Raw genomic sequence first — 22,796 nt, forward strand, 5'->3', positions numbered from 1 at the left:
CTGCTCATGCTGGGGCATTTTTGTTTGGGGATAAAGAAAATTCCCATGTGCCAGCTTTTGTAGTATAATAGTAAGCAGACAAAAAGATAGGAATGTGTTATGAAAGTATTAGCTTTTGATACGTCCAGCAAGGCTCTTTCTCTCGCTATTTTAGAGGACAAGCAGATTCTTGCCGAGACGACGATTAATATCAAGAAAAATCACAGTATTACCCTCATGCCAGCCATCGATTTTTTGATGGAGAGTTTGGACTGGACGCCCAAGGATTTGGATCGAATCGTGGTGGCGGAAGGGCCAGGTAGCTACACAGGTTTGCGAATTGCGGTAGCAACTGCCAAAACCTTAGCTCACACTCTGAACATCGAGTTAGTTGGTATGTCTAGCCTCTTGGCTCTGGTGCCCTACCAACAAGAAGGCTTATTCGTTCCTTTGATGGATGCGCGTCGCAACAATGTTTACGCAGGATTTTATGAAAATGCTAAACCTGTCATGCCAGAAGCACACCTGCCCTTTGAGCGAGTGATTGAGTTAATCAAGGGGGCTAGTCAGGTAACCTTTGTCGGAGAAGTTGCCCCCTTTGTGGAGCAAATTCAAGAACACTTGCCAAGGACTAATTACAAAGAAACCTTGCCTAATGCAGCTAATCTAGCTCTATGGGCCTGGGACAAGGAAGCAGACTCCTTGCATGATTTTGTGCCGAATTACCTCAAACGAGTCGAGGCTGAGGAAAACTGGCTCAAGAACCATACCGAGTCTGGAGAGTCTTACATTAAACGCCTATGATAGAAATTAAACGAATCCAACAGCAGCCTGACTTGGCTCAAGACATCTACGCTGTCATGGCAGCTGTTTACCCAGTCAGTCCTTGGACACTTGAGCAAATCCAAGCAGACCTGGCTCAAGACCAGACTTGGTATGCTCTGGCTTATGATGGGGCAGAAGTGATTGGATTTCTAGCTGTGCAGGAAAATATATTTGAGGCAGAAGTCTTGCAAATCGCTGTTAAAGGAGCCTATCAGGGTCAGGGAATTGCATCAGCCTTGTTTGTTCAATTGCCGACAGATAAGGAGATTTTCCTCGAAGTCAGAAGTTCAAATCATCGAGCGCAAGCATTTTACAAGAAAGAAAAGATGGCTGTCATCGCTGAGCGAAAGGCCTACTACCATGACCCAGTAGAGGACGCCATCATCATGAAGAGAGAAATAGATGAAGGATAGATATATTTTAGCATTTGAGACATCCTGTGATGAGACTAGTGTTGCCGTCTTGAAAAATGATGATGAGCTCTTGTCCAATGTCATTGCTAGTCAAATTGAGAGTCACAAACGTTTTGGCGGCGTAGTGCCGGAAGTAGCCAGTCGTCACCATGTCGAGGTCATTACAGCCTGTATCGAGGAGGCACTGGCAGAAGCAGGGATTACGGAAGAGGACGTGACAGCTGTGGCGGTTACCTATGGACCGGGCTTGGTCGGAGCCTTGCTAGTTGGCTTGTCAGCTGCTAAGGCCTTTGCTTGGGCACATGGACTTCCGCTGATTCCCGTTAACCACATGGCTGGCCACCTCATGGCCGCTCAGAGTGTGGAGCCTTTGGAGTTTCCCTTGCTAGCCCTCTTGGTTAGCGGTGGACACACAGAGTTGGTTTATGTTTCGGAGGCTGGTGACTACAAGATTGTTGGGGAAACGCGAGATGACGCGGTTGGCGAGGCTTATGATAAGGTCGGCCGTGTCATGGGCTTGACCTATCCTGCTGGTCGTGAGATTGACGAGCTAGCTCATCAGGGACAGGATATTTATGATTTCCCTCGTGCCATGATTAAGGAAGATAATCTGGAGTTTTCATTTTCAGGTTTGAAATCTGCCTTTATCAACCTTCACCACAATGCCGAGCAAAAGGGAGAGAGCTTGTCAACAGAGGACTTGTGTGCGTCCTTCCAAGCAGCAGTTATGGATATTCTCATGGCAAAAACTAAGAAGGCTTTGGAGAAATACCCTGTTAAAACCCTGGTTGTGGCAGGTGGTGTGGCAGCCAATAAAGGTCTCAGAGAACGCTTAGCAACTGAAATCACAGATGTCAAGGTTATCATTCCACCCCTGCGCCTCTGCGGAGACAATGCAGGTATGATTGCCTATGCTAGCGTCAGCGAGTGGAACAAAGAAAATTTTGCAAGCTTGAATCTCAATGCCAAACCAAGTCTTGCTTTTGATACTATGGAATAAAATGGAGTCTGTCTGATTACAATCAACAGACTTTTTTCTCTTTCCTGAATGTGTTATAATAGTCCATGCTGTGGCTGGAGCCTTTTCAGCCCACTTATTAAGACAATACGAGGAGAAAGATGAAAGAAAAAGGATTTTGGGAGGGGGCGCAGGCAGCCATGCCAACGGCCCTTGGTTATGTCAGTATCGGCCTGGCCTGTGGGATTATTGGTGCGCCCTATGTGACACCTGTAGAGATGGCCTTGATGAGCCTCTTTGTTTATGCTGGGAGTGCCCAGTTTGCCATGTTGGCACTGATTGCGGTTCAAGCTCCTGTGGCAGCTATTGCTATGACGGTCTTTTTGATTAATTTGCGTCTCTTTTTGTTGAGTTTGCATGCGTCGACCTATTTCCGTCATACCAGTCTCTGGCACAATATCGGTATGTCTAGTATCTTGACGGATGAGACTTATGGTGTTTTGATGGGCGAATTGGCTCATACAGACAAGGTCAATCCTATGTGGATGCATGGGAACAATCTCAACAGCTATATGGCTTGGTTTGTGGGGACAGTTGTCGGAACGGCTCTAGGTGGTCTGCTACCAAATCCAGAAATCTTTGGTTTAGATTTTGCCTTGGTTGGGATGTTCATTGGGATTTTTGCTTCGCAATTCCAGATTATGCAAAGACGGATTCCTGTCCGCAATCTGCTCATTATCCTAGCAGTTGTTGCGGTATCCTTCTTTTTACTCTTGACAGTGGTGTCTCAGTCGCTAGCTGTTCTGTTTGCGACCTTGCTAGGTTGTACAATGGGGGTGGTTTTAGATGGTCAGTAAGTATCTTTTGTTAGCAGTTATTTTCTCTGGTCTTGTGACCTGGATTCCCCGTATAATTCCCTTCATCTTGGTCAAGTATAAGGGTTTGCCTGCAATCGTTGAGCGTTTTTTGAAATTCTTGCCCGTTTCTATTATCTTTGCCTTGATTCTTTCAAGTGTAGTGACAGGTAAGGTTGGGAACCTTCCTCAAATCAAATGGCTGGACTTCTTAGCAGTCTTTCCAACTGCTTGGGTAGCCTTTCGTTACCGCAATCTAGTCGGAACAGTTCTCTTCGGAGTGGTCTTAATTGCAGTCTTGCGTTTGGTCTTTTAATACTCTCCGAAAATCTCTTCAAACCACGTCAGCGTCGCCTTACCGTAGGTATATGTAACTGACTTCGTCAGTCTTATCTCCAACCTCAAAACAGTGTTTTGAGCAACCTGCGGCTAGCTTTCTAGTTTGCTCTTTGATTTTCATTGAGTATAAATTAGCCATAAAGAAAACCTATCACAGATATAGATATCATATAATGGCGTAAATGCTCTTTTTCTGTTAAGATTATAAGGTATTCTATTTTGGAGGAAATGACATGAAAAAAATCGTTAAATACTCATCTCTTGCGGCCCTTGCGCTTGTTGCTGCAGGTGTGCTTGCGGCTTGCTCAGGTGGTGCTAAGAAAGAAGGAGAAGCAGCTAGCAAGAAAGAAATCATCGTTGCAACCAATGGCTCGCCAAAACCATTTATTTATGAAGAAAATGGCGAATTGACTGGTTACGAGATTGAAGTCGTTCGCGCTATCTTTAAAGATTCTGACAAATATGATGTCAAGTTTGAAAAGACAGAATGGTCAGGTGTATTTGCTGGTCTTGACGCTGACCGTTACAATATGGCTGTCAACAATCTTAGCTACACTAAAGAACGTGCGGAGAAATACCTCTATGCCGCACCAATTGCCCAAAACCCTAATGTCCTTGTAGTGAAGAAAGATGACTCTAGTATCAAGTCTCTCGCTGATATTGGTGGAAAATCGACGGAAGTCGTTCAAGCCACTACATCAGCTAAGCAGTTAGAAGCATACAACGCTGAACACCCGGACAATCCAACTATCCTTAACTATACTAAGGCAGACTTCCAACAAATCATGGTACGTTTGAGCGATGGCCAATTTGACTATAAGATTTTTGATAAAATTGGTGTTGAAACAGTGATCAAGAACCAAGGTTTGGACAACTTGAAAGTTATCGAACTTCCAAGCGACCAACAACCGTACGTTTACCCACTTCTTGCTCAAGGTCAAGATGAGTTGAAATCATTTGTAGACAAACGCATTAAAGAACTCTACAAAGATGGAACGCTTGAAAAATTGTCTAAACAATTCTTCGGAGACACTTACCTACCGGCAGAAGCTGATATTAAATAATTTCTTGAAGTCATCCATTCTGAGTAAGATGGGTGATTTCTCAGTTTTTAGGGATATAGTTTTAAACTATATATCTGATTATCTAATAACAATTTGTGCAATTGAAGAAAGTATGAGATACTAGTACGGTATTATTTTTAAGGAGAAAGAATCATGAAAATCAAAAAATGGTTAGGCGTAGCAGCCCTTGCTACAGTCGCAGGTTTGGCTCTTGCAGCTTGCGGAAACTCAGAAAAGAAAGCAGACAATGCAACAACTATCAAAATTGCAACTGTCAACCGTAGCGGTTCTGAAGAAGCTCGTTGGGATAAAGTTCAAGAATTGGTTAAAAAAGACGGAATCACTTTGGAATTTACAGAGTTCACAGACTACTCACAACCAAACAAGGCAACTGCTGATGGCGAAGTAGACTTGAACGCTTTCCAACACTACAACTTCTTGAACAACTGGAACAAAGAAAACGGAAAAGACCTTGTAGCGATTGCTGATACTTACATCTCTCCAATCCGCCTTTACTCAGGTTTGAATGGAAGTGACAACAAGTACACTAAAGTAGAAGACATCCCAGCAAACGGAGAAATCGCTGTACCGAATGACGCTACAAACGAAAGCCGTGCGCTTTACTTGCTTCAATCAGCTGGCTTGATTAAATTGGATGTTTCTGGAACTGCCCTTGCAACAGTTGCTAACATCAAAGAGAATCCAAAGAACTTGAAAATCACTGAATTGGACGCTAGCCAAACAGCTCGTTCATTGTCATCAGTTGACGCTGCCGTTGTAAACAATACCTTCGTTACAGAAGCAAAATTGGACTACAAAAAAGCACTTTTCAAAGAACAAGCTGATGAAAATTCAAAACAATGGTACAACATCATCGTTGCGAAAAAAGATTGGGAAACATCACCAAAAGCTGATGCTATCAAGAAAGTTGTTGCAGCTTACCATACAGATGAAGTAAAAAAAGTTATCGAAGAAACATCAGACGGTTTGGATCAACCAGTTTGGTAATAAGAAATAGGGAGGTGGGAGAGAAAATTCCACCTCTTGCTTTTGTATAGAGCATGGATTGTAAAGAAGACTATAGGTTCATAGAAAGGTAGAGAGAATATGGTTTTTCCTAGCGAACAAGAACAAATCGAAAAATTTGAAAAGGATCATGTAGCCCAGCATTATTTTGAGGTTTTGCGTACCTTGATTTCTAAGAAGTCGGTCTTTGCCCAGCAGGTTGGACTTAAGGAAGTAGCAAACTATCTGGGTGAGATTTTCAAGCGTGTTGGGGCTGAAGTGGAGATTGATGAGACTTATACAGCGCCCTTTGTCATGGCGCACTTCAAGAGTTCGCGTCCAGATGCCAAGACCCTGATTTTCTATAACCACTATGACACTGTGCCAGCTGATGGGGATCAGGTGTGGACAGAGGATCCTTTTACTCTTTCGGTGCGCAATGGTTTCATGTATGGGCGTGGGGTTGACGACGACAAGGGACATATCACAGCTCGTTTGAGTGCTTTGAGAAAATACATGCAACACCATGATGACCTGCCTGTCAATATCAGTTTTATCATGGAGGGTGCGGAGGAATCGGCTTCGACAGACCTAGACAAGTATCTGGAAAAGCACGCTGATAAACTCCGTGGTGCAGATTTGTTGGTCTGGGAACAAGGAACCAAAAATGCCTTGGAACAGCTGGAAATTTCTGGTGGAAATAAGGGGATTGTAACCTTTGATGCCAAGGTAAAAAGCGCTGATGTGGATATCCACTCGAGTTATGGTGGGGTTGTGGAATCAGCTCCTTGGTATCTCCTCCAAGCCTTACAGTCTCTTCGCGCTGCAGATGGCCGTATCTTGGTTGAAGGCTTGTACGAAGAAGTGCAGGAGCCAAATGAACGAGAATTGGCCTTGGTGGACACTTACGCTCAACGAAATCCAGGGGAAATCAGCCAGATTTATGGTTTGGAATTGCCTCTTTTACAAGAGGACCGCGCAGCCTTTCTAAAACGTTTCTTTTTTGAGCCAGCCCTTAATATCGAAGGGATCCAGTCAGGTTATCAAGGTCAGGGTGTTAAGACTATTTTGCCTGCAGAAGCCAGTGCCAAGCTAGAGGTTCGTCTGGTTCCGGGCTTAGAACCGCATGATGTTCTGGAAAAAATTCGGAAACAGCTAGACAAAAATGGCTTTGATAGGGTAGAATTATACTATACCTTGGGAGAGATGAGCTATCGAAGCGATATGAGCGCGCCAGCCATTCTCAATGTAATCGAGTTGGCCAAGAAATTCTATCCACAGGGCGTTTCAGTCTTGCCGACGACAGCGGGGACAGGGCCTATGCATACGGTCTTTGATGCCCTAGAGGTGCCAATGGTGGCCTTCGGTCTAGGAAATGCCAACAGCCGAGACCACGGTGGAGATGAAAACGTGCGAATCGCCGATTATTATACCCATATTGAATTAGTAGAGGAGCTGATTAGAAGCTATGAGTAGAGATATTATCAAGTTAGATCAGATCGATGTGACTTTTCATCAAAAGAAGAGAACCATCACAGCGGTCAAGGATGTGACCATTCATATCCAAGAAGGGGATATCTACGGAATCGTTGGATATTCTGGAGCAGGGAAATCAACCCTTGTACGGGTAATTAACCTCTTGCAAAAACCATCTGCAGGGAAAATTACCATTGACGACGATGTGATTTTCGATGGCAAGGTGACCTTGACAGCCGAGCAGTTACGTCGTAAACGTCAGGATATCGGAATGATTTTCCAACATTTCAATCTGATGAGCCAAAAGACAGCAGAGGAGAATGTAGCCTTTGCCCTCAAACACTCTGGACTCAGCAAGGAAGAAAAGAAGGCTAAAGTAGCTAAGTTGTTGGACTTGGTTGGCTTGGCGGATCGTGCTGAAAACTACCCTTCACAACTATCTGGAGGGCAAAAACAGCGTGTAGCCATTGCGCGTGCCTTGGCAAATGATCCAAAAATCTTGATTTCAGACGAGTCAACTTCTGCCCTTGACCCTAAGACAACCAAGCAAATTTTGGCCTTGTTGCAAGATTTGAACCAAAAATTAGGCTTAACTGTTGTCTTGATTACGCATGAAATGCAGATTGTCAAAGATATTGCCAATCGTGTGGCAGTTATGCAGGATGGGCATTTGATTGAAGAGGGCAGCGTCCTTGAAATCTTCTCAGACCCTAAACAACCTTTGACTCAAGACTTTATCTCAACAGCCACTGGTATTGACGAAGCCATGGTCAAAATCGAGAAGCAAGAAATCGTGGAACACTTGTCTGAAAACAGCATTTTGGTGCAGCTCAAGTACGCAGGTGCTTCAACAGACGAGCCACTTTTGAATGAATTGTACAAGCGTTACCAAGTAACAGCTAATATCCTCTATGGAAATATCGAAATCCTCGATGGCACTCCTGTTGGAGAATTGGTTGTAGTCTTGTCAGGTGAAAAAGCAGCGCTAGCAGGTGCCCAAGAAGCCATTCGTCAAGCAGGTGTACAACTAAAAGTATTGAAGGGAGGACAGTAAGATGGAATCATTGATTCAAACCTATTTACCAAATGTCTATAAGATGGGCTGGGCTGGTCAAGCAGGCTGGGGAACAGCCATCTACCTAACTCTTTATATGACAGTTCTGTCCTTTATCATCGGAGGTTTCTTGGGGCTAGTGGCAGGCCTTTTCCTTGTCTTGACAGCGCCGGGTGGTGTTTTGGAAAATAAAGTTGTTTTCTGGATTTTGGATAAAATCACCTCTATTTTCCGTGCGGTTCCCTTTATTATTCTCTTGGCAGTCTTGTCACCCTTCTCTCATCTAATCGTAGGAACAAGCATTGGTCCAAATGCAGCTATCGTACCCCTATCTTTTGCAGTCTTTGCCTTCTTTGCCCGTCAGGTGCAGGTTGTCTTGGCTGAATTGGATGGCGGTGTCATTGAGGCGGCTCAAGCGAGCGGAGCGACCTTCTGGGATATCGTAGGTGTTTACCTATCAGAAGGTCTTCCAGATTTGATTCGTGTGACGACTGTGACCTTGATTTCCCTTGTTGGGGAAACAGCTATGGCCGGTGCGGTTGGAGCTGGTGGTATTGGTAACGTAGCCATCGCTTATGGATTTAACCGCTACAATCACGATGTGACTATCTTGGCAACCATCATTATCATTTTGATTATCTTTGCAATCCAATTCTTGGGAGATTTCTTGACTAAGAAATTGAGCCATAAATAAAAAAGAGCTAGGCAATCTGTACATCATTCATAGGAGTTGTCGTTATAGTCAAGACTTAAAATTTTCTGTACTGACTGCTATCAACCGTTACTTTTATGAGTAAGAGAGTTAAGAATTGTGGGGAGTCAATATGCAAAATCTGGGAGAAGTTTTTAAAGAATTGAGAAAGAGTCGAAATGTATCTCTACAGGAGGCGACGGGAGGAGAGTTTACTTATTCCATGCTGAGCAAATTTGAGCGTGGAGAAGCAGATTTATCCTCTATGAAATTGATTACTGCCTTAGATAACATACACTCTGATTTGAATGAATTTATGTACTTGGTACGTGGTTTTTCTAAGAAAAAGGTTTTGGCTTTTCAAGAAAATCTTTGGGATTTATATGACAGAGAAGGGATTGATTCTCTACACTCCTTGTATGAAGAGACGACTCAAAAGTATAGATCAAGTGGTGAAACAAGCTATCTTTTACAAATGATTCGTATCAAAAGCCTTCTTGTGTTTTTTGATTCAAAAATAAGGGCAACGGATGAAGAACTGACTTTTCTCTATGACTATTTTTTTACTATTGACATCTGGGGAAATTATGAATTGGAACTATTTTCAACGATTTCTACTTTGTTTCCTCTGCCCCTCTATTTTAAATATTCTAGGGAGATGTTACAAAAGACGGATTTATTAGGCTCTTTACCTAGTAACAAAGTTGGTATTGACACCATTTTGATTAATGGACTCTTTAAAGCGATAGAGGAAAAGGATAAATTAAAAGCAGATTATTTTATCTTTCAGATTGAAAACCGCGATTTACCAGAATCTGAAGCTTATCTTAAAATCATTTATATGATTGCTAAAGGGTATTATGATACTATTTTTAAAGTAGAAAATAAGGGTCTTGAAAAAATCCAGAGAGGCATTACAATCTTACAAGATTTAGAGTATGTAGATGGTGCAAGATACTATGAAAACTATTTTGCAAATCAGCTTTCAAATAAAGATTTGTAATATATTCTCGTTACATCGACTGATGAAAAATAAATAGCCTTGTAGATGGATTGATAATTAGCAGTTTCTAGGCGCTAGAGTTTCTATTTTCAGAAAAAATATATTACAAAAAAGTGGGGAGCCCCGCTTTTTTTGTTAGACTGAATTCAATAGAATACTCTTTGAAATGTGAGAAAGGCCTGTTATGAAACTATTCTTAAGACATCATTTATTTAGAATACTGACCTTATCAAGATTTTTGAGTTCAAGTGGAGCTTATATTTATAATCTGGTATTTATCGTTTATGCTGCGAGTCTACCCTTTAAAAATATAGCTGTATTTATGGCGAATATGATTACGATTTTACCTTTCCTATTTACTTTTTATGTTGGGATTAAGGCTGATCATACTCGGAATAAAGCAGGGACAATTATCTGGGTTGGTTGTGTGCAAAGTCTACTATTTCTTTTGATTGCTAGTGTGATTCATGACCAGAACTTCGTAACGTTTGCTGTTATCTGTATGGTTAATATCTGTTCGGATATTTTATCAGATTATACAGCAGGCCTTCGTATGCCGATTATCCAGCATAATATTTCGGAAGATAGGCTCTATGAAGCTTATTCCTTTACTCAGTTTGTTTCCTATTTATCAAATCTAGGAGGTCAAGCCTTAGGAGTGTGGTTACTCACAACAAGCCACCAAAATTTTTCTTTTGTTGCAATTGTGAATGCTGGCTTCTTTTTACTATCTTCTCTCATTTTGTTCAAAAATAGAAGAGAATTGACGCATTTGTCTGTAAGTGTAGAGGATAAGTCGATTAGTTTACTTCAACAAGTTAAGGCAATCTATGCGGACATGGATGATATTTTTAGACAGAGAGAAAGTCAATCATTGCTTAAAATGATTCTTGTCATTTTGGTAATGAATACTTTAGGAGGAGCTGTTGGAGGTATTTATCACTTTTACTTATTGGACCATACTATCTATCATCTCAGCTATGCTCAGGTCCTATTTTTAATCGAATGTGTTAGCTTGGGAGGAGCTATTCTTGGTAGCTTAACTCCCCATGATTATTTTGGTAAATTGTCTTTTTCAAGTTTGCTATCGCTCAATGCAAGTCTGTTTGTCTTGCTTGCTACTGCTAATATTTTAGATTTTTCTCCTCTAGTAGGTGTTGTTTGCTTAGCCTTTGTCATGTATTTGATGTCGAAATCAATGCCTAAATTAGATACTCTGTTATTGTCTAATTTGAGCGCGGATGTATTAGCTAGAAGTAATAATCTCTTGAGTATGATTTTTTCCCTAACATTACCCTTGGGGATGTCTGTATTTTCCTTCTTAGCTTTACAAGATATCAGGCTTTGTTGGTGTGTGTTTTTGGTAGTGAGTGTGATAGGGTTGATTTTATCACTAGAAAAAAGAAGTTTTTCGGGTCAAAAATTTTAACCTAGGAAAATCAGGCTTACTAGAAGGTCTTCCAGATTTGATCCGTGTGACGACTGTGACCTTGATTTCCCTTGTTGGTGAAACAGCTATGGCCGGAGCGGTTGGAGCTGGCGGTATTGGTAACGTAGCCATCGCTTATGGATTTAACCGCTACAATCACGATAAAACTATCTTGGCAACCATCATTATCATTTTGATTATCTTTAAATTCATACTCAATGAAAATCAAAGAGCAAAGTAGGAAACTAGCCGCAGGTTGCTCAAAACACTGTTTCGAGGTTGGAGATAAGACTGACGAAGTCAGTTACATATACCTACGGCAAGGCGACGTTGACGTGGTTTGAAGAGATTTTCGAAGAGTATCAATTCTTGGGAGACTTCTTGACTAAGTCTTGAGCCATAAATAAAAAAGAGCCGCCTGGCTCTTTTTTAGTAATCAGATTTTCTGTGCAAATTTTTTACTCAAGGCTTGCCCAATCAAGGCACCCACTAGGGCTCCGATGACAATGCTTGTGATAAATAGAAGGACGGTTCCAGGGTTTGGTGCGACCATGATACGGTCGATATATTCTTGTGATTTTCCTCTTGCAAGAAGGGTAGCCATATAGGCTTTGGGCGTAATCCACATGAGTAGAATTGGTCCTGATGTGCTAAAGGCAAAGAGTATGAAAGAAAGGAAATTCTTAGTTTGGTCCTTGTATTTTCCGAGGTTAGCTACTCCATCTGCTAGCAGGCCACAGATAATTCCAGGAAGAAAGGCACCGGCACCGTGTTTAGTTCCCAAGAAAAAGAGAGCGATAACAAGGCCGATAGTGGTAATGGCTCCAAAACGCGGAACTTTTGCGACCAGAATCATATAGGCGCTACCGCCGACAAGGGCAGTAAAGGCAGGCGCATAAAACATGTTTCCAGTTTGGTCAAAGATATTGCCCAAAAGGACACCAATCCCCATGCAGAGGAAGTAAAGAACTGCAAAGAGCAGTGTAGTTAAGATAGATTTTTTCATGAATTGTCTCCTGATAATTTTCTCACAATTCTCATTGTACCACGGTTTGATGGGATTGTAAATGGGACACAGCATCGAAGTTAATTAGTAGTTTATAAGATGTTAATAGTCAGGTATTTCGGAATTTGAAGGTATCAAGTCAAGTTTCGCAGAGTTACTAAACAAACAACGTATTAAGGCCGCCCAGCAGCTCTTGCTTTCAACCAGTGACAGTATCGAAGATATTTGTTATGCTGTTGGTTACAGTAACCTTGGATATTTCTATAAAGTGTTTCGAAAATTGTGCGGAAAGTCTCCCAAAGCCTACCGAAAACAGGTAGAAACTATACTATAAGACTTGTATTCCCTTACAAAAGGTGCTATAATATCAATAATAACATCAGGAGGTTCTATCATGAAAAAGAAACCGATTTATCTATGGGTCTTGCTAATCTTGTCTGCTCTTATTTCAGTTTCATCTCTGTTTGGAATGTTGGGTCCCATACCTAGCAAAGAAGTCCTTCGTTCCGCTGCCGCTCAGAAACAGGTTGCAGGGGTCAGTGCTCAGCAGGTAGAAGATAGCATTAATTATAGCTATAGAGTGGCAGAAATATCTCATTCTATTTTTAATGTTGCTTTGATTGTGCTATCTGCTATTTTAGTTGTAGTAGCGATTGTCTTCCTTATTCGTAAGAATTTGCAATATGCAAACTATACTTATGTTGGCTATGTTTTGTTAGCTATTATCGGTTCGATTTATGGCTATGTTGGTTTACAGGACGCTGTGCAGTTGGTTCAAGATGAGACTATGCGTTTGACAATGAGTATTGGTTCAAAAGCTGTCAGCATTTTCTATATCGTCATCAATATTCTCTTCCTAGCCCTTGTCTTCTATAAGATGTGGCGACAACAGAAAGCCTTGGCAGAAGAGGAAACAGAAGAAGTTGCTTAAGTATTGACAAAAAAGAGCTATCAAGTTACAATCTTGGTAGTTCTTTTTCGATTAAAAATAAAATCATGGAGGTACATATGAAGACAATTTCTTTAGTTTATATTAGTTTGAGTGGCAACACTGAAAGTTTTGTGACGCGCTTGAAAGACTATCTCTTGTCCCAGTACGAGGGAATTGAGGTTCAAAAGATTCATATCAAGGATTTGGTCAAGGAAGGCCAAGATTTCTATGAAATGGACCATCCCTATGTCGCTTTTTTGCCGACCTATCTCGAAGGTGGGAATGGCGTTGATAACGGAGATGTTGAGATTTTGACGACACCCGTTGGGGATTTTATCGCCTATGGTGACAATGCTAGTAAGTGTTTTGGTGTGGTTGGTTCAGGAAATCGTAACTTTAATAACCAATACTGCCTGACAGCCAAGCAATACAGTCAACGTTTTGGTTTCCCTGTCTTGGCTGATTTTGAAATGCGAGGTATGCTGGGAGATATCAAACATGTCGCAGCTATTATCGCAGATTTGTATGAGTTGGAAAGAGAGAATTAAGGTAGTTATAAGAGGCAGTTGGGATTTGCTAACTGCTTTTTGAGTATAAGCAGTCTTTGAGAACGTAAAAAAGCATAAGTTCAGGTCTTCAAAACCTTGTTCTTATGCTTTTTATCATAGAAATATTTGCTGAATTTTCTCTTGAAATGAAACCTTATCTTCATCTCGCGCTTTGTCGATTATCCTGCTTTTCCGATTGCGAGTGCGTAGATAAAGAAGATGGCGAAGCCAAAGAGGAAAATCAATCCTGCAATGGCAAGGTGTTTGAGCCAAGAAGGAAGATTTTTGTTTTCACGCGTTACCAAGGCGTAGTTTAAAAGAGCGAAGAATGGTGTTGTCAGGAAAGAACCAATCATAGCAAAGCGGAGCATGGTTGAAACCTGACCAGCGAAGAACTTGATAATGACGATACCGATGATAGCAGTGATGGTCATCCAGATGTTCAAAGATTTACGATTGTCTTCTTTTTGACTGATTAGCAGTCGGAGAGATTCCTGATTGACACGAGAATAGCCATCGATAACAGTAATAACTGTTCCAAAGATACACAGGAAGGCAATAAAGGTAATCAAGTAACGGGACCATTCGCCAAGAACAGAGGCATACATGCCCACGAATTGAGAGATGTATTTGGCTGAAGCAGCTTCAACTGCTTGCCCTGTAGGATACTGAATCAGTGCTCCCAGTGCTACAAAGAACACAGCTAGGATAGCTGTTCCAATGTAACCAACGTTAAAGTCAAATAGAGCGTCCTCTGTGTTAAAGTTGACGGTCTTTTTCTTTTCAGCAGACCAAAGTGAATTGATAGCTGAAATTTCAATAGGAGCCGGCATCCACCCTAAGAGGGAAACGATGAAAGGTAGAGCTGCCATTTGCCAAGGTGTTTTTTCGACAAAATCAGAGCTGTATTCTGGATGCTTGATCGCCGCGATGATAACTGCAAGAACAGTTGCAATGGTCAAAGCTGACATGATCCATTTTGCCATGCCGTCTAAGAGTTTGTAGCCTCCGAAGAGTAGCATAGCCCAAATGATTGCAACGAGAATGAGGGACCACTGAGTGATGCTAAGTCCAATCATTGGAAAGGCACTGGCGATGATAGCTGAGCACAGGATGGCGACACCAGCTGTGTTGACCATAGCCGAAAAGATATTGAGGATAAAGAAAATCCAGAGATAGAGTTTTCCTTTTTCGGCATAACCTTCAACCAAAGTCTTTCCAGTATCAGCGGTGTATTCAGCACCAAAACGGAAAAATGGATATTTAAAGACATTGGCTAAGATGACCAAGAGAAGTAGAGACCACCCGTAAGAACCACCAGCTTGAGTAGAAGATACAATGTGAGAACCGCCAACAGCGGCAGAAGCCATTAGGATTCCAGGCCCCATTGCTTTTAGTTTACTTGTCCAGGTTGATTGATTTAACGAAATAGCTTGCGACATGATAGATGCTCCTTTTTGAATTTTCAGAATAATCTGGATATGTAATCTATATTCTACAAAAAACTTTGGGAAAATGCAAGAATATTTTGAAAAAAGATAGAAAATTACAGAAAATTTACAAAGAAGATCTGAAAATAACTGCTATGATAGCAAGGTACAGCAGGGTAAAGCAAAACCGAGAAGTTTCTTTCTCGGATTCGCTTATTATGAGTTTCTTACTTTCTATGCTCTAAGAGTTGATTGATGTGATCTACTTTTTTAGCCTCTCTTTTATAGAGAATAGCCCAGATAATGAGATAGACAATCGCAAACTCGATAATGAGTTGGAGATAGAAGATCCAGTGAAAAGGAAACCAACCTGCCAGAGTTGCTAGTGGGACAAAGCCAGCCAGCATAAGGAAGAAATGAGTCAGAGTGGCACGAAGCATGCTCCAGTCACGGCTGAATAAGCGGTTGCCAAAGTTGAAGAGCATACCGATAGCTGCCCAAATAAGTGTACAGTAGAGCAAGACCAGGGCACCGTGAACCTGATGCTGAGCCATCACTTGGCCGATGAGAGAGTAGGGATTCAGTGGGGCATAAGTACTCGGTGCATAAATGAGTGAAAAGATGATAGAGAGGATGAGGCCGATGAGGACACCAGTAGCTGCGTCGTGGAAGATTTGTTTTTTCATAGTTCTAATTTCTCCTTGATGGTTTTTAGATAACGGCGTGAAGAGTAGGTGAAGCTTTCGTTTTTCAAGAAAATTTCTACCAGGCCGTTGGGCGTAAGCTTGAGATGGGAGATGGAGTCGATATTGATGATTTCTGATTGGGAAATTTGGATAAAATTGGTTGGCAGGAGTTCAAGGACTTGATAGAGCCGTAAATCAATGTTGTAGGTCTGACTCGCCGTTTCTGCTAGAACCTTCCGATTCTCGATATAGAAGCGTTGTATCTTACCAATCTCAACGAGATAGACCTGATCATCGATTTTTCCTTTGATTTTTTCTTTTCGGTCAAGATTTTCTGCAAACTCGATGACTTTCTGGACTTTATCTGTGGGCTGAGGTGCTTGAACAATCAACTTTTCCTCTTCGTAAGTCTCACTAATCTGTAGTTCTACTTTCATAAATTTCTCTCCTTGTTTTTCATACAAAATTGTGATCACTTCTTGTACACCTTTATTAAACACTATTTTTCAGCCCCTTGCAAGGGACTTTGTCTATGTGGAGGGATTTGGCTCCTATGTGGTGCTTGCTTTTCTGTCCTATCTGAAATATGGTATAATAGCACTAATCAATTTCTAGGAAAACAGATACAGAAAGGGGCTGAAAGATGTCTCATATTATTGAATTGCCAGAGGTGCTGGCAAACCAGATTGCAGCTGGAGAGGTTATCGAGCGTCCAGCTAGCGTTGTTAAGGAGCTGGTAGAAAACGCCATTGACGCGGGCTCTAGTCAGATTATCATTGAGATTGAGGAAGCTGGTCTCAAGAAGATTCAAATCACAGATAATGGTCATGGAATTGCCCACGATGAGGTGGAATTGGCCCTGCGTCGTCATGCGACCAGTAAGATAAAAAATCAGGCAGATCTTTTTCGGATTCGGACGCTTGGTTTTCGTGGTGAAGCCTTGCCTTCTATCGCGTCTGTCAGTGTACTGACTCTGTTGACAGCAGTGGATGGTGCGAGTCATGGGACTAAGCTCGTTGCGCGTGGGGGTGAAGTTGAAGAAGTCATCCCAGCGACTAGTCCTGTGGGGACTAAGGTTTGTGTGGAGGACCTCTTTTTCAACACGCCTGCCCGCCTCAAGTATATGAAGAGCCAGCAAGCAGAGCTGTCTCATATCATTGATATTGTCAACCGTTTGGGCTTGGCCCATCCTGAGATTTCCTTTAGCTTGATTAGTGATGGCAAGGAAATGACGCGAACAGCGGGAACAGGTCAATTGCGCCAAGCTATCGCAGGGATTTACGGTTTGGCGAGTGCTAAGAAGATGATTGAAATTGAAAATTCTGACCTAGATTTCGAAATTTCAGGTTTTGTGTCCTTGCCTGAGTTGACTCGGGCTAATCGCAACTATATCAGTCTCTTCATCAATGGCCGTTATATCAAGAACTTTTTACTCAATCGTGCTATTTTAGATGGTTACGGAAGTAAGCTCATGGTAGGCCGTTTTCCACTAGCTGTCATTCACATTCATATTGACCCTTATCTAGCGGATGTCAATGTGCATCCAACCAAGCAAGAGGTGCGGATTTCCAAGGAAAAAGAACTGATGACCCTGGTTTCAGAAGCTATTTCCAATAGTCTCAAGGAACAAACCTTGATACCAGATGCCTTAGAAAATCTTGCCAAATCGACTGTGCGCAATCGTGAGAAGGTGGAGCAAACTATTCTCCCACTCAAAGAAAATACGCTCTACTATGAGAAAACTGAGCCGACAAGACCTAGTCAAGCTGAGGTGGCTGATTATCAGGTAGAATTGACTGATGAAGGACAGGCTCTAACCCTCTTTGCCAAGGAAACCTTGGATCAGCTGACCAAGCCAGCAAAACTGCATTTTGCAGAGAGAAAGCCTGCTAACTACGACCAGCTAGATCACCCAGAGCTAGATTTAACCAGTCTGGATAAGGCTTATGACAAGCTGGAGCGAGAAGAATCTTCAAGCTTTCCAGAGTTGGAATTTTTCGGGCAAATGCATGGAACCTATCTCTTTGCCCAAGGGCGAGATGGGCTGTACATCATAGACCAACATGCGGCTCAGGAACGGGTCAAGTACGAGGAGTATCGTGAAAGCATTGGTAATGTTGACCAAAGTCAACAGCAACTCCTAGTGCCCTATATCTTTGAATTTCCAGCGGATGATGCCCTTCGTCTCAAGGAAAGAATGCCTCTCTTAGAGGAAGTGGGTGTCTTTCTAGCAGAGTACGGGGAAAATCAATTTATTTTACGTGAACATCCTATTTGGATGGCAGAAGAAGAGATTGAATCAGGCATCTATGAAATGTGCGACATGCTCCTTTTGACCAAGGAAGTTTCTATCAAGAAATACCGAGCAGAGCTGGCTATCATGATGTCCTGCAAACGGTCTATTAAGGCCAATCACCGTATCGATGACCACTCAGCTAGGCAACTCCTCTATCAGCTTTCTCAATGTGACAATCCCTATAACTGTCCCCACGGACGTCCTGTTTTGGTGCACTTCACCAAGTCGGATATGGAAAAGATGTTCCGACGCATTCAGGAAAATCACACCAGTCTTCGTGAGTTGGGGAAATATTAAACTAAAAGGAAAACTATGTACGAATATTTAAAAGGAATCATTACCAAAATTACTGCTAAATACATTGTTCTTGAAACCAACGGTATCGGTTATATCCTGCATGTGGCCAATCCCTATGCTTACTCGGGACAGATCAATCAAGAGGCTCAAATTTATGTGCATCAGGTTGTGCGTGAGGATGCCCATCTGCTTTATGGATTTCGCTCAGAAGATGAGAAAAAGCTCTTTCTCAGTCTGATTTCGGTATCTGGGATTGGTCCTGTATCAGCTCTTGCTATTATCGCTGCTGATGACAATGCTGGCTTGGTTCAAGCCATCGAAACCAAGAACATCACCTACTTGACCAAGTTCCCTAAAATTGGTAAGAAAACAGCCCAGCAGATGGTGCTAGACTTGGAAGGCAAGGTAGTAGTTGCAGGAGATGACCTTCCTGCCAAGGTCGCAGTGCAAGCTAGCGCTGAAAACCAAGAATTAGAAGAAGCCATGGAAGCCATGTTGGCTCTGGGCTACAAGGCAACCGAGCTCAAGAAAATCAAGAAATTCTTTGAAGGAACGACAGATACAGCTGAGAACTATATCAAGTCGGCCCTTAAAATGTTGGTCAAATAGGAGCAGAACATGACAAAACGTTGTTCGTGGGTCAAGATGACCAATCAGCTCTACATTGCCTATCATGATGAGGAGTGGGGGCAGCCTCTCTATGATGACCAAGCATTGTTTGAGTTGTTGTGTATGGAAACCTATCAGGCTGGTCTGTCTTGGGAAACGGTACTAAACAAACGCCAAGCTTTCCGAGAAGCCTTTCATGGCTATCAAATTCAAGCGGTCGCAGAGATGACCGACACCGAATTGGAAGCCTTGCTGGATAATCCAGCCATCATCCGAAATAGAGCCAAGATTTTTGCTACACGCGCTAACGCCCAAGCATTTTTACGACTACAGGAAGAATATGGCTCTTTTGATGCCTATCTTTGGTCCTTTGTTGAGGGGAAAACGATCGTCAATGATGTTCCCGATTACCGCCAAGCCCCAGCTAAAACACCCTTGTCTGAGAAATTAGCCAAAGATCTCAAAAAACGAGGCTTCAAGTTCACAGGCCCAGTCGCCGTCTTGTCTTTTTTACAAGCAGCAGGCCTGGTTGATGACCATGAGAACGATTGTGAGTGGAAAAGCAGCAATTAGTGAGTATAGGTAACTAGAATATTTGAGAATATAGAAAAAAGCTGAGAAATTTTTCCCAGCTTTTTATATATACTATTAGATTTGTTAGAGTGAAGTCAAAAAAGTGATTCCACCTAAAATAACACCAGCTGAATTTGGAATGATTAGTATCCAATCCTTCTTAGGTTCCTTTGTCCATCCATAAATAACCCAGATTAAGCAAGATATAGCAGCTGATAAAGGTTGAAATGGTTGAGCTTTATTTCCCTGTAAATTAGCGATAATTTGAGGTATGTAGGCAATAAATACTATAATTCCAATAAAGGCACCAATAGAACCTACGATTCGATTAATTTTTTGTTTTGTCATATACACCTCCTTCAAAAGGATAACATAGAAATTAGCGAAATGCAATAAATTCAGATACAAATTGTAACGAAAACGAATACAAAAGCACAAAAATAGAGAAACTATTTATTTTTTGTTATAGTCAAAGCGAATGACTCGCTCCTGTGCATCTACATAGGCGTGGACTCCGAAGGGAACAATGGCTCTTGGAGTTGCGTGGCCGACATTCAGATTATAGATAATCGGGATATTGCTGTCAATAATATCCAATAGTGCCTCTTTATAGTCGTCATAGAAAGTTTCATCCATAGGTTTTCCGACCAAGAGTCCATTGATGACCGCGAATATGCCAGTGTCCTTTAAAGTCCGCAACATCTTTTTGAAGTCTTCTGGTTCAGGCTTTTCTTCGCTTGTCTCTAGCAAGAGGATCTTTCCTTCCCAGTCTGACAAGTCAGGGAAAAGTTTGTATTTTTGGCAGAGCTCTGTGCTATCTGCGTATCGAGAATTGTCAAAGATATCGTAGAGGGATTCGAGGCAACCGCCGAGGATTTTCCCCTCGAATTGGGTATTTCCTTGCAACAACTCAAAACCGGTATTGGCATAACTGACACGAGATGTTCCCAGAGCCTTGGGACTGAAGTCAGTTCTTTCCTCATACCAAACATTGCTAGGGCGAATTTCTGAGATTCTTCCCGTCTCAATCAATTCTTTGAAGTAGTGAAGGCTATAGGGCAACATCTCCTTGTCTAATTCACAAATGTCAGCTAAAAAGGATTGACCATAAAAAGTCTTGATTCCTAGTTTATGCAACATGAGATGGTTCATGGTTGTATCCGAGAAGCCAAGAAAAATTTTTTGTTTGATAACCTTTTTGAGTTGGTCATTTTCAAAAAGATAAGGTAGCAAGCGATAGGTATCGTCTCCACCAATGGCACATAGGATCATATCGATGCTATCGTCAGAAAAGGCATGAATCAAATCTTCTGCACGTGCTTTGGGATGGTCCTTGATAAAGTCTAAGCCTTTTAACGAATGGGGCAAAAAGATAGGATTGAGTCCCAGGTCCTTGAGACGTTGGGCACCCAAGTCCACTTCGTGTTTGATAAAGTCCTCTCCGATAATGCCACTAGATAAACTAACAATACCAATAGTAGAAATCATATTTTATCCTCCTAGAAATAGATTGAGCCTATTTTATCACAAAAGATTAGATAGAGCTATGTGGGATTTCAGAAGAATGCTTTTAAATCAAGAAAGAGCCGTGAAAAAGCAACCGCATCTGCAGTTGCTTTTATCATTCTTCTTAATAGCGTGTTGGTCCTGCACTTGCGCTGCGAATGTTCAAGCGTTTCTTGAGGTAGAAGCGAAGGGCTAGGAGAACTGCTCCGATAATAGCTAGTGGCAATGGAGCAAGTACTGGGTTAAAGCTAGCTGGTAGGAAGCTTGTTGCAAAGAAGACAAGTAGCCAAAGGAACATAGAAGCTAGGATAACTAGTACAGATTTCCAGAAAGGTGGACGTTGACTGCGGTCCATATCTGGTCCATAATATTGGTAAACAAAGTAGTACATCAAGTAGAAGGCAAATCCACCAACCAGTCCAACTAAGAGGAGGGTAATCAATCCATAGCCGAAAGCTTGATCTGCCGCAAAGAAAGTTGTGAGGGCGCTGACGAGGGCAAAGAGGCTAGTGATGAAAAGAGCTGAGTCCATAATCATGAGTTTTGGATCATCATTTTCTTTTGGATGCTCTTTTTCATATTGTTCCTTGACAGTGAAACTATGAGCCCAATGAGTTGGTGCGCCATAGAGGGAACGAGCAGTCGTACCCTTGGCTTGCTCTTCAAGGATTTGGGGAATAACTTCCTCAAAAATAGCCTTGATTTCAGCATCTGTTTTTCCATCTTTGATGAATTGTTGGGTAGCGATGTGGACAAATTCTTGGTTTTTCTTAGTTAATTTTTGTAGATCAATCTGAGACATAGGAACTCCTCTTAGAACCATTTTTTATGGATGAGATAGAGAGTGAGCGAGACACTCATAGCAAAGGCGATAAAGACGATTAACCAGAAGGCATTCGGCTCGCCGTTTAGGGGGATTTCATTATCCTTAAAGTTCATCCCGTAGGCAGAAAAGACCATGGTTGGGATGGACATGACGATGGTCACAAGGGCCAAGGTTTTCATGATGTTGTTCTGGTTGTTGGAAATGATAGAGGCGAAGGTCTCTGTCATAGAATGCAAGACGTTTCCATAAATGTCTGCCATCTCGATGGCCTGTTGGGTTTCAATCAGGGTATCTTCAAGCAGGTCTTCGTCCTCAAGGTATTTCTTGATATTGCTGGTTGAGCTGGTCAATTTCTTAATCACACGCTCATTTGTTTTGAGGGAAGCCTTGAAATAGACAATGGTTTTTTCCAATTCCATGAGCTCAATCAATTCTTCATTACGAGTTGATTGATGCAGTTGACTTTCAATTTGTTCACTCTTACGGTCAATCGAACGAAGGGCTGTTAGGTAAAGCTCTGCATTGCGATAGAGAATCTGGAAGATAAAACGCGAACGCATGAAAGTATAGAAATTACGCAATCGACGGTTGATAAAGACATCAAGAACCGGTAGTGGTTCCAAACACGTAGTGATAATGGTTTCCTCTGTGATGATAATACCAAGCGGGATGGTTACGTAGTAGGTGCGATTATTTCTTTCTTCTGTGACCGGCACGTCTACGATAATTAGGGTGTACTCGTCTTCAATGGTAATACGAGACATTTCTTCCGCATCGAGTGGTGCACGAAGGTCGGCAATATCAATATCGAAGGCGTTAGCGATTTCGAGTGATTCATTTTGAGTCGGATTAACGAGATTGATCCAAGTACCCGGTTCAAGCGTATCGATCTCTTTAAATTCAGTTGTTGTAGAGAGAAAAACTTGTTTCATATCCCTTATCCTTTCTCATTTTTCAGATTTTTTCACACCGTACTATTATACTACAAAATCGGCCTT

The 22,796-nt window shown here is 41.9% G+C and carries 25 protein-coding genes and 2 pseudogenes; 19 read left to right on the forward strand and 8 right to left on the reverse strand.

The annotated features are described in order from the left end of the window. Positions 1-99 precede the first annotated feature (99 nt). The 13 genes and pseudogenes from tsaB to HMPREF9957_RS03925 form a co-directional block, all read left to right on the forward strand. Complete coding sequence (tsaB, locus tag HMPREF9957_RS03860) at positions 100-783, forward strand: tRNA (adenosine(37)-N6)-threonylcarbamoyltransferase complex dimerization subunit type 1 TsaB (RefSeq protein ID WP_000865674.1); 684 nt, start codon at positions 100-102, stop codon at positions 781-783. Further along, on the forward strand, positions 780-1,217 hold the full coding sequence (gene rimI / locus HMPREF9957_RS03865; RefSeq protein ID WP_000569839.1) for a ribosomal protein S18-alanine N-acetyltransferase: 438 nt from the start codon (positions 780-782) through the stop codon (positions 1,215-1,217). Before tsaB ends, rimI begins: the two co-directional genes overlap by 4 nt. Next, the gene (gene tsaD / locus HMPREF9957_RS03870; RefSeq protein ID WP_000655050.1) at positions 1,207-2,217 is read left to right on the forward strand and encodes a tRNA (adenosine(37)-N6)-threonylcarbamoyltransferase complex transferase subunit TsaD; all 1,011 of its coding nucleotides are present in this window, start codon (positions 1,207-1,209) and stop codon (positions 2,215-2,217) included. The genes rimI and tsaD overlap by 11 nt, the downstream gene beginning before the upstream one ends. A gap of 119 nt (positions 2,218-2,336) precedes the next feature. Beyond that, complete coding sequence (locus HMPREF9957_RS03875) at positions 2,337-3,032, forward strand: AzlC family ABC transporter permease (protein ID WP_000659731.1); 696 nt, start codon at positions 2,337-2,339, stop codon at positions 3,030-3,032. Next, positions 3,022-3,345, forward strand: a complete 324-nt coding sequence (locus HMPREF9957_RS03880; protein ID WP_000253921.1) for an AzlD domain-containing protein — start codon at positions 3,022-3,024, stop codon at positions 3,343-3,345. The genes HMPREF9957_RS03875 and HMPREF9957_RS03880 overlap by 11 nt, the downstream gene beginning before the upstream one ends. Before the next feature lie 256 nt (positions 3,346-3,601). Continuing rightward, positions 3,602-4,432: an amino acid ABC transporter substrate-binding protein gene (locus HMPREF9957_RS03890; protein WP_000724930.1), complete on the forward strand. Its 831-nt coding sequence runs from the start codon at positions 3,602-3,604 to the stop codon at positions 4,430-4,432. Between the two features lie 153 nt (positions 4,433-4,585). Next, complete coding sequence (locus HMPREF9957_RS03895) at positions 4,586-5,440, forward strand: MetQ/NlpA family ABC transporter substrate-binding protein (protein ID WP_000694521.1); 855 nt, start codon at positions 4,586-4,588, stop codon at positions 5,438-5,440. A 99-nt stretch (positions 5,441-5,539) separates the two neighbouring features. Beyond that, positions 5,540-6,913: a M20 family metallopeptidase gene (locus HMPREF9957_RS03900; RefSeq protein WP_000231809.1), complete on the forward strand. Its 1,374-nt coding sequence runs from the start codon at positions 5,540-5,542 to the stop codon at positions 6,911-6,913. After that, positions 6,906-7,967 (forward strand): methionine ABC transporter ATP-binding protein, encoded by a 1,062-nt coding sequence (locus HMPREF9957_RS03905; protein ID WP_000085663.1) that lies wholly within the window; start codon positions 6,906-6,908, stop codon positions 7,965-7,967. The genes HMPREF9957_RS03900 and HMPREF9957_RS03905 overlap by 8 nt, the downstream gene beginning before the upstream one ends. 1 nt (position 7,968) lies before the next feature. Then, positions 7,969-8,661: a methionine ABC transporter permease gene (locus HMPREF9957_RS03910; RefSeq protein WP_000444647.1), complete on the forward strand. Its 693-nt coding sequence runs from the start codon at positions 7,969-7,971 to the stop codon at positions 8,659-8,661. A gap of 262 nt (positions 8,662-8,923) precedes the next feature. Next, complete coding sequence (locus HMPREF9957_RS03915) at positions 8,924-9,661, forward strand: Rgg family transcriptional regulator (protein ID WP_255263209.1); 738 nt, start codon at positions 8,924-8,926, stop codon at positions 9,659-9,661. Between the two features lie 184 nt (positions 9,662-9,845). Then, positions 9,846-11,090: an MFS transporter gene (locus HMPREF9957_RS03920; RefSeq protein WP_000765361.1), complete on the forward strand. Its 1,245-nt coding sequence runs from the start codon at positions 9,846-9,848 to the stop codon at positions 11,088-11,090. A 16-nt stretch (positions 11,091-11,106) separates the two neighbouring features. Then, positions 11,107-11,331: pseudogene (locus HMPREF9957_RS03925) on the forward strand (hypothetical protein); the annotation flags it as partial. 195 nt (positions 11,332-11,526) lie between these two features. Here HMPREF9957_RS03925 and HMPREF9957_RS03930 read toward each other — a convergent pair. Beyond that, entirely contained in the window at positions 11,527-12,096 is a 570-nt protein-coding gene (locus HMPREF9957_RS03930; RefSeq protein WP_000748374.1) for an MptD family putative ECF transporter S component, read from the reverse strand. Positions 12,097-12,235: 139 nt separating this feature from the next. Between HMPREF9957_RS03930 and HMPREF9957_RS12420 the strand changes: the two are divergent. The 3 genes and pseudogenes from HMPREF9957_RS12420 to nrdI form a co-directional block, all read left to right on the forward strand. Next, positions 12,236-12,430, forward strand: a pseudogene (locus HMPREF9957_RS12420) (helix-turn-helix domain-containing protein); the annotation flags it as partial. 60 nt (positions 12,431-12,490) lie between these two features. Continuing rightward, positions 12,491-13,027, forward strand: coding sequence for an ABC transporter permease (locus HMPREF9957_RS03935; protein WP_000729038.1), 537 nt, complete (start codon positions 12,491-12,493; stop codon positions 13,025-13,027). A 77-nt stretch (positions 13,028-13,104) separates the two neighbouring features. Further along, positions 13,105-13,575: a class Ib ribonucleoside-diphosphate reductase assembly flavoprotein NrdI gene (gene nrdI, locus HMPREF9957_RS03940; protein ID WP_000849611.1), complete on the forward strand. Its 471-nt coding sequence runs from the start codon at positions 13,105-13,107 to the stop codon at positions 13,573-13,575. A 179-nt stretch (positions 13,576-13,754) separates the two neighbouring features. Here nrdI and HMPREF9957_RS03945 read toward each other — a convergent pair whose 3' ends face one another. The 3 genes from HMPREF9957_RS03945 to HMPREF9957_RS03955 form a co-directional block, all read right to left on the reverse strand. Next, entirely contained in the window at positions 13,755-15,017 is a 1,263-nt protein-coding gene (locus tag HMPREF9957_RS03945) for an NRAMP family divalent metal transporter (protein WP_000075800.1), read from the reverse strand. Positions 15,018-15,232: 215 nt separating this feature from the next. After that, on the reverse strand, positions 15,233-15,691 hold the full coding sequence (locus HMPREF9957_RS03950; RefSeq protein ID WP_000743982.1) for a DUF3021 domain-containing protein: 459 nt from the start codon (positions 15,689-15,691) through the stop codon (positions 15,233-15,235). Beyond that, positions 15,688-16,128, reverse strand: a complete 441-nt coding sequence (locus HMPREF9957_RS03955) for a LytTR family DNA-binding domain-containing protein (RefSeq protein ID WP_000861971.1) — start codon at positions 16,126-16,128, stop codon at positions 15,688-15,690. Before HMPREF9957_RS03955 ends, HMPREF9957_RS03950 begins: the two co-directional genes overlap by 4 nt. A 206-nt stretch (positions 16,129-16,334) precedes the next feature. Between HMPREF9957_RS03955 and mutL the strand changes: the two genes are divergently transcribed. Genes mutL through HMPREF9957_RS03970 form a run of 3 tightly spaced genes read left to right on the forward strand, consistent with a single transcriptional unit; the run spans position 16,335 to position 19,466 of the window. Continuing rightward, positions 16,335-18,284: a DNA mismatch repair endonuclease MutL gene (gene mutL / locus HMPREF9957_RS03960; RefSeq protein ID WP_000018195.1), complete on the forward strand. Its 1,950-nt coding sequence runs from the start codon at positions 16,335-16,337 to the stop codon at positions 18,282-18,284. Positions 18,285-18,299: 15 nt separating this feature from the next. Further along, positions 18,300-18,893 (forward strand): Holliday junction branch migration protein RuvA, encoded by a 594-nt coding sequence (ruvA, locus tag HMPREF9957_RS03965; protein WP_000273415.1) that lies wholly within the window; start codon positions 18,300-18,302, stop codon positions 18,891-18,893. Between the two features lie 9 nt (positions 18,894-18,902). Next, a complete protein-coding gene (locus HMPREF9957_RS03970) occupies positions 18,903-19,466 on the forward strand; it encodes a DNA-3-methyladenine glycosylase I (protein WP_000166612.1) in 564 nt (187 codons plus the stop codon). A gap of 84 nt (positions 19,467-19,550) precedes the next feature. Here HMPREF9957_RS03970 and HMPREF9957_RS03975 read toward each other — a convergent pair whose 3' ends face one another. From HMPREF9957_RS03975 to HMPREF9957_RS03990, 4 genes are all read right to left on the reverse strand, one after another. Further along, entirely contained in the window at positions 19,551-19,814 is a 264-nt protein-coding gene (locus HMPREF9957_RS03975; protein WP_000166114.1) for a SemiSWEET family transporter, read from the reverse strand. A 105-nt stretch (positions 19,815-19,919) separates the two neighbouring features. Beyond that, entirely contained in the window at positions 19,920-20,954 is a 1,035-nt protein-coding gene (locus tag HMPREF9957_RS03980) for a S66 family peptidase (RefSeq protein WP_000626027.1), read from the reverse strand. Between the two features lie 142 nt (positions 20,955-21,096). Then, positions 21,097-21,774: a DUF1129 domain-containing protein gene (locus HMPREF9957_RS03985; protein ID WP_000078012.1), complete on the reverse strand. Its 678-nt coding sequence runs from the start codon at positions 21,772-21,774 to the stop codon at positions 21,097-21,099. 11 nt (positions 21,775-21,785) lie between these two features. Beyond that, positions 21,786-22,730, reverse strand: coding sequence for a magnesium transporter CorA family protein (locus HMPREF9957_RS03990; RefSeq protein WP_000815623.1), 945 nt, complete (start codon positions 22,728-22,730; stop codon positions 21,786-21,788). Positions 22,731-22,796: the final 66 nt, after the last annotated feature.

It is taken from the genome of Streptococcus mitis SK1080 (assembly GCF_000220085.1).
GTDB classification, from domain to species: Bacteria; Bacillota; Bacilli; order Lactobacillales; family Streptococcaceae; genus Streptococcus; species Streptococcus mitis_K.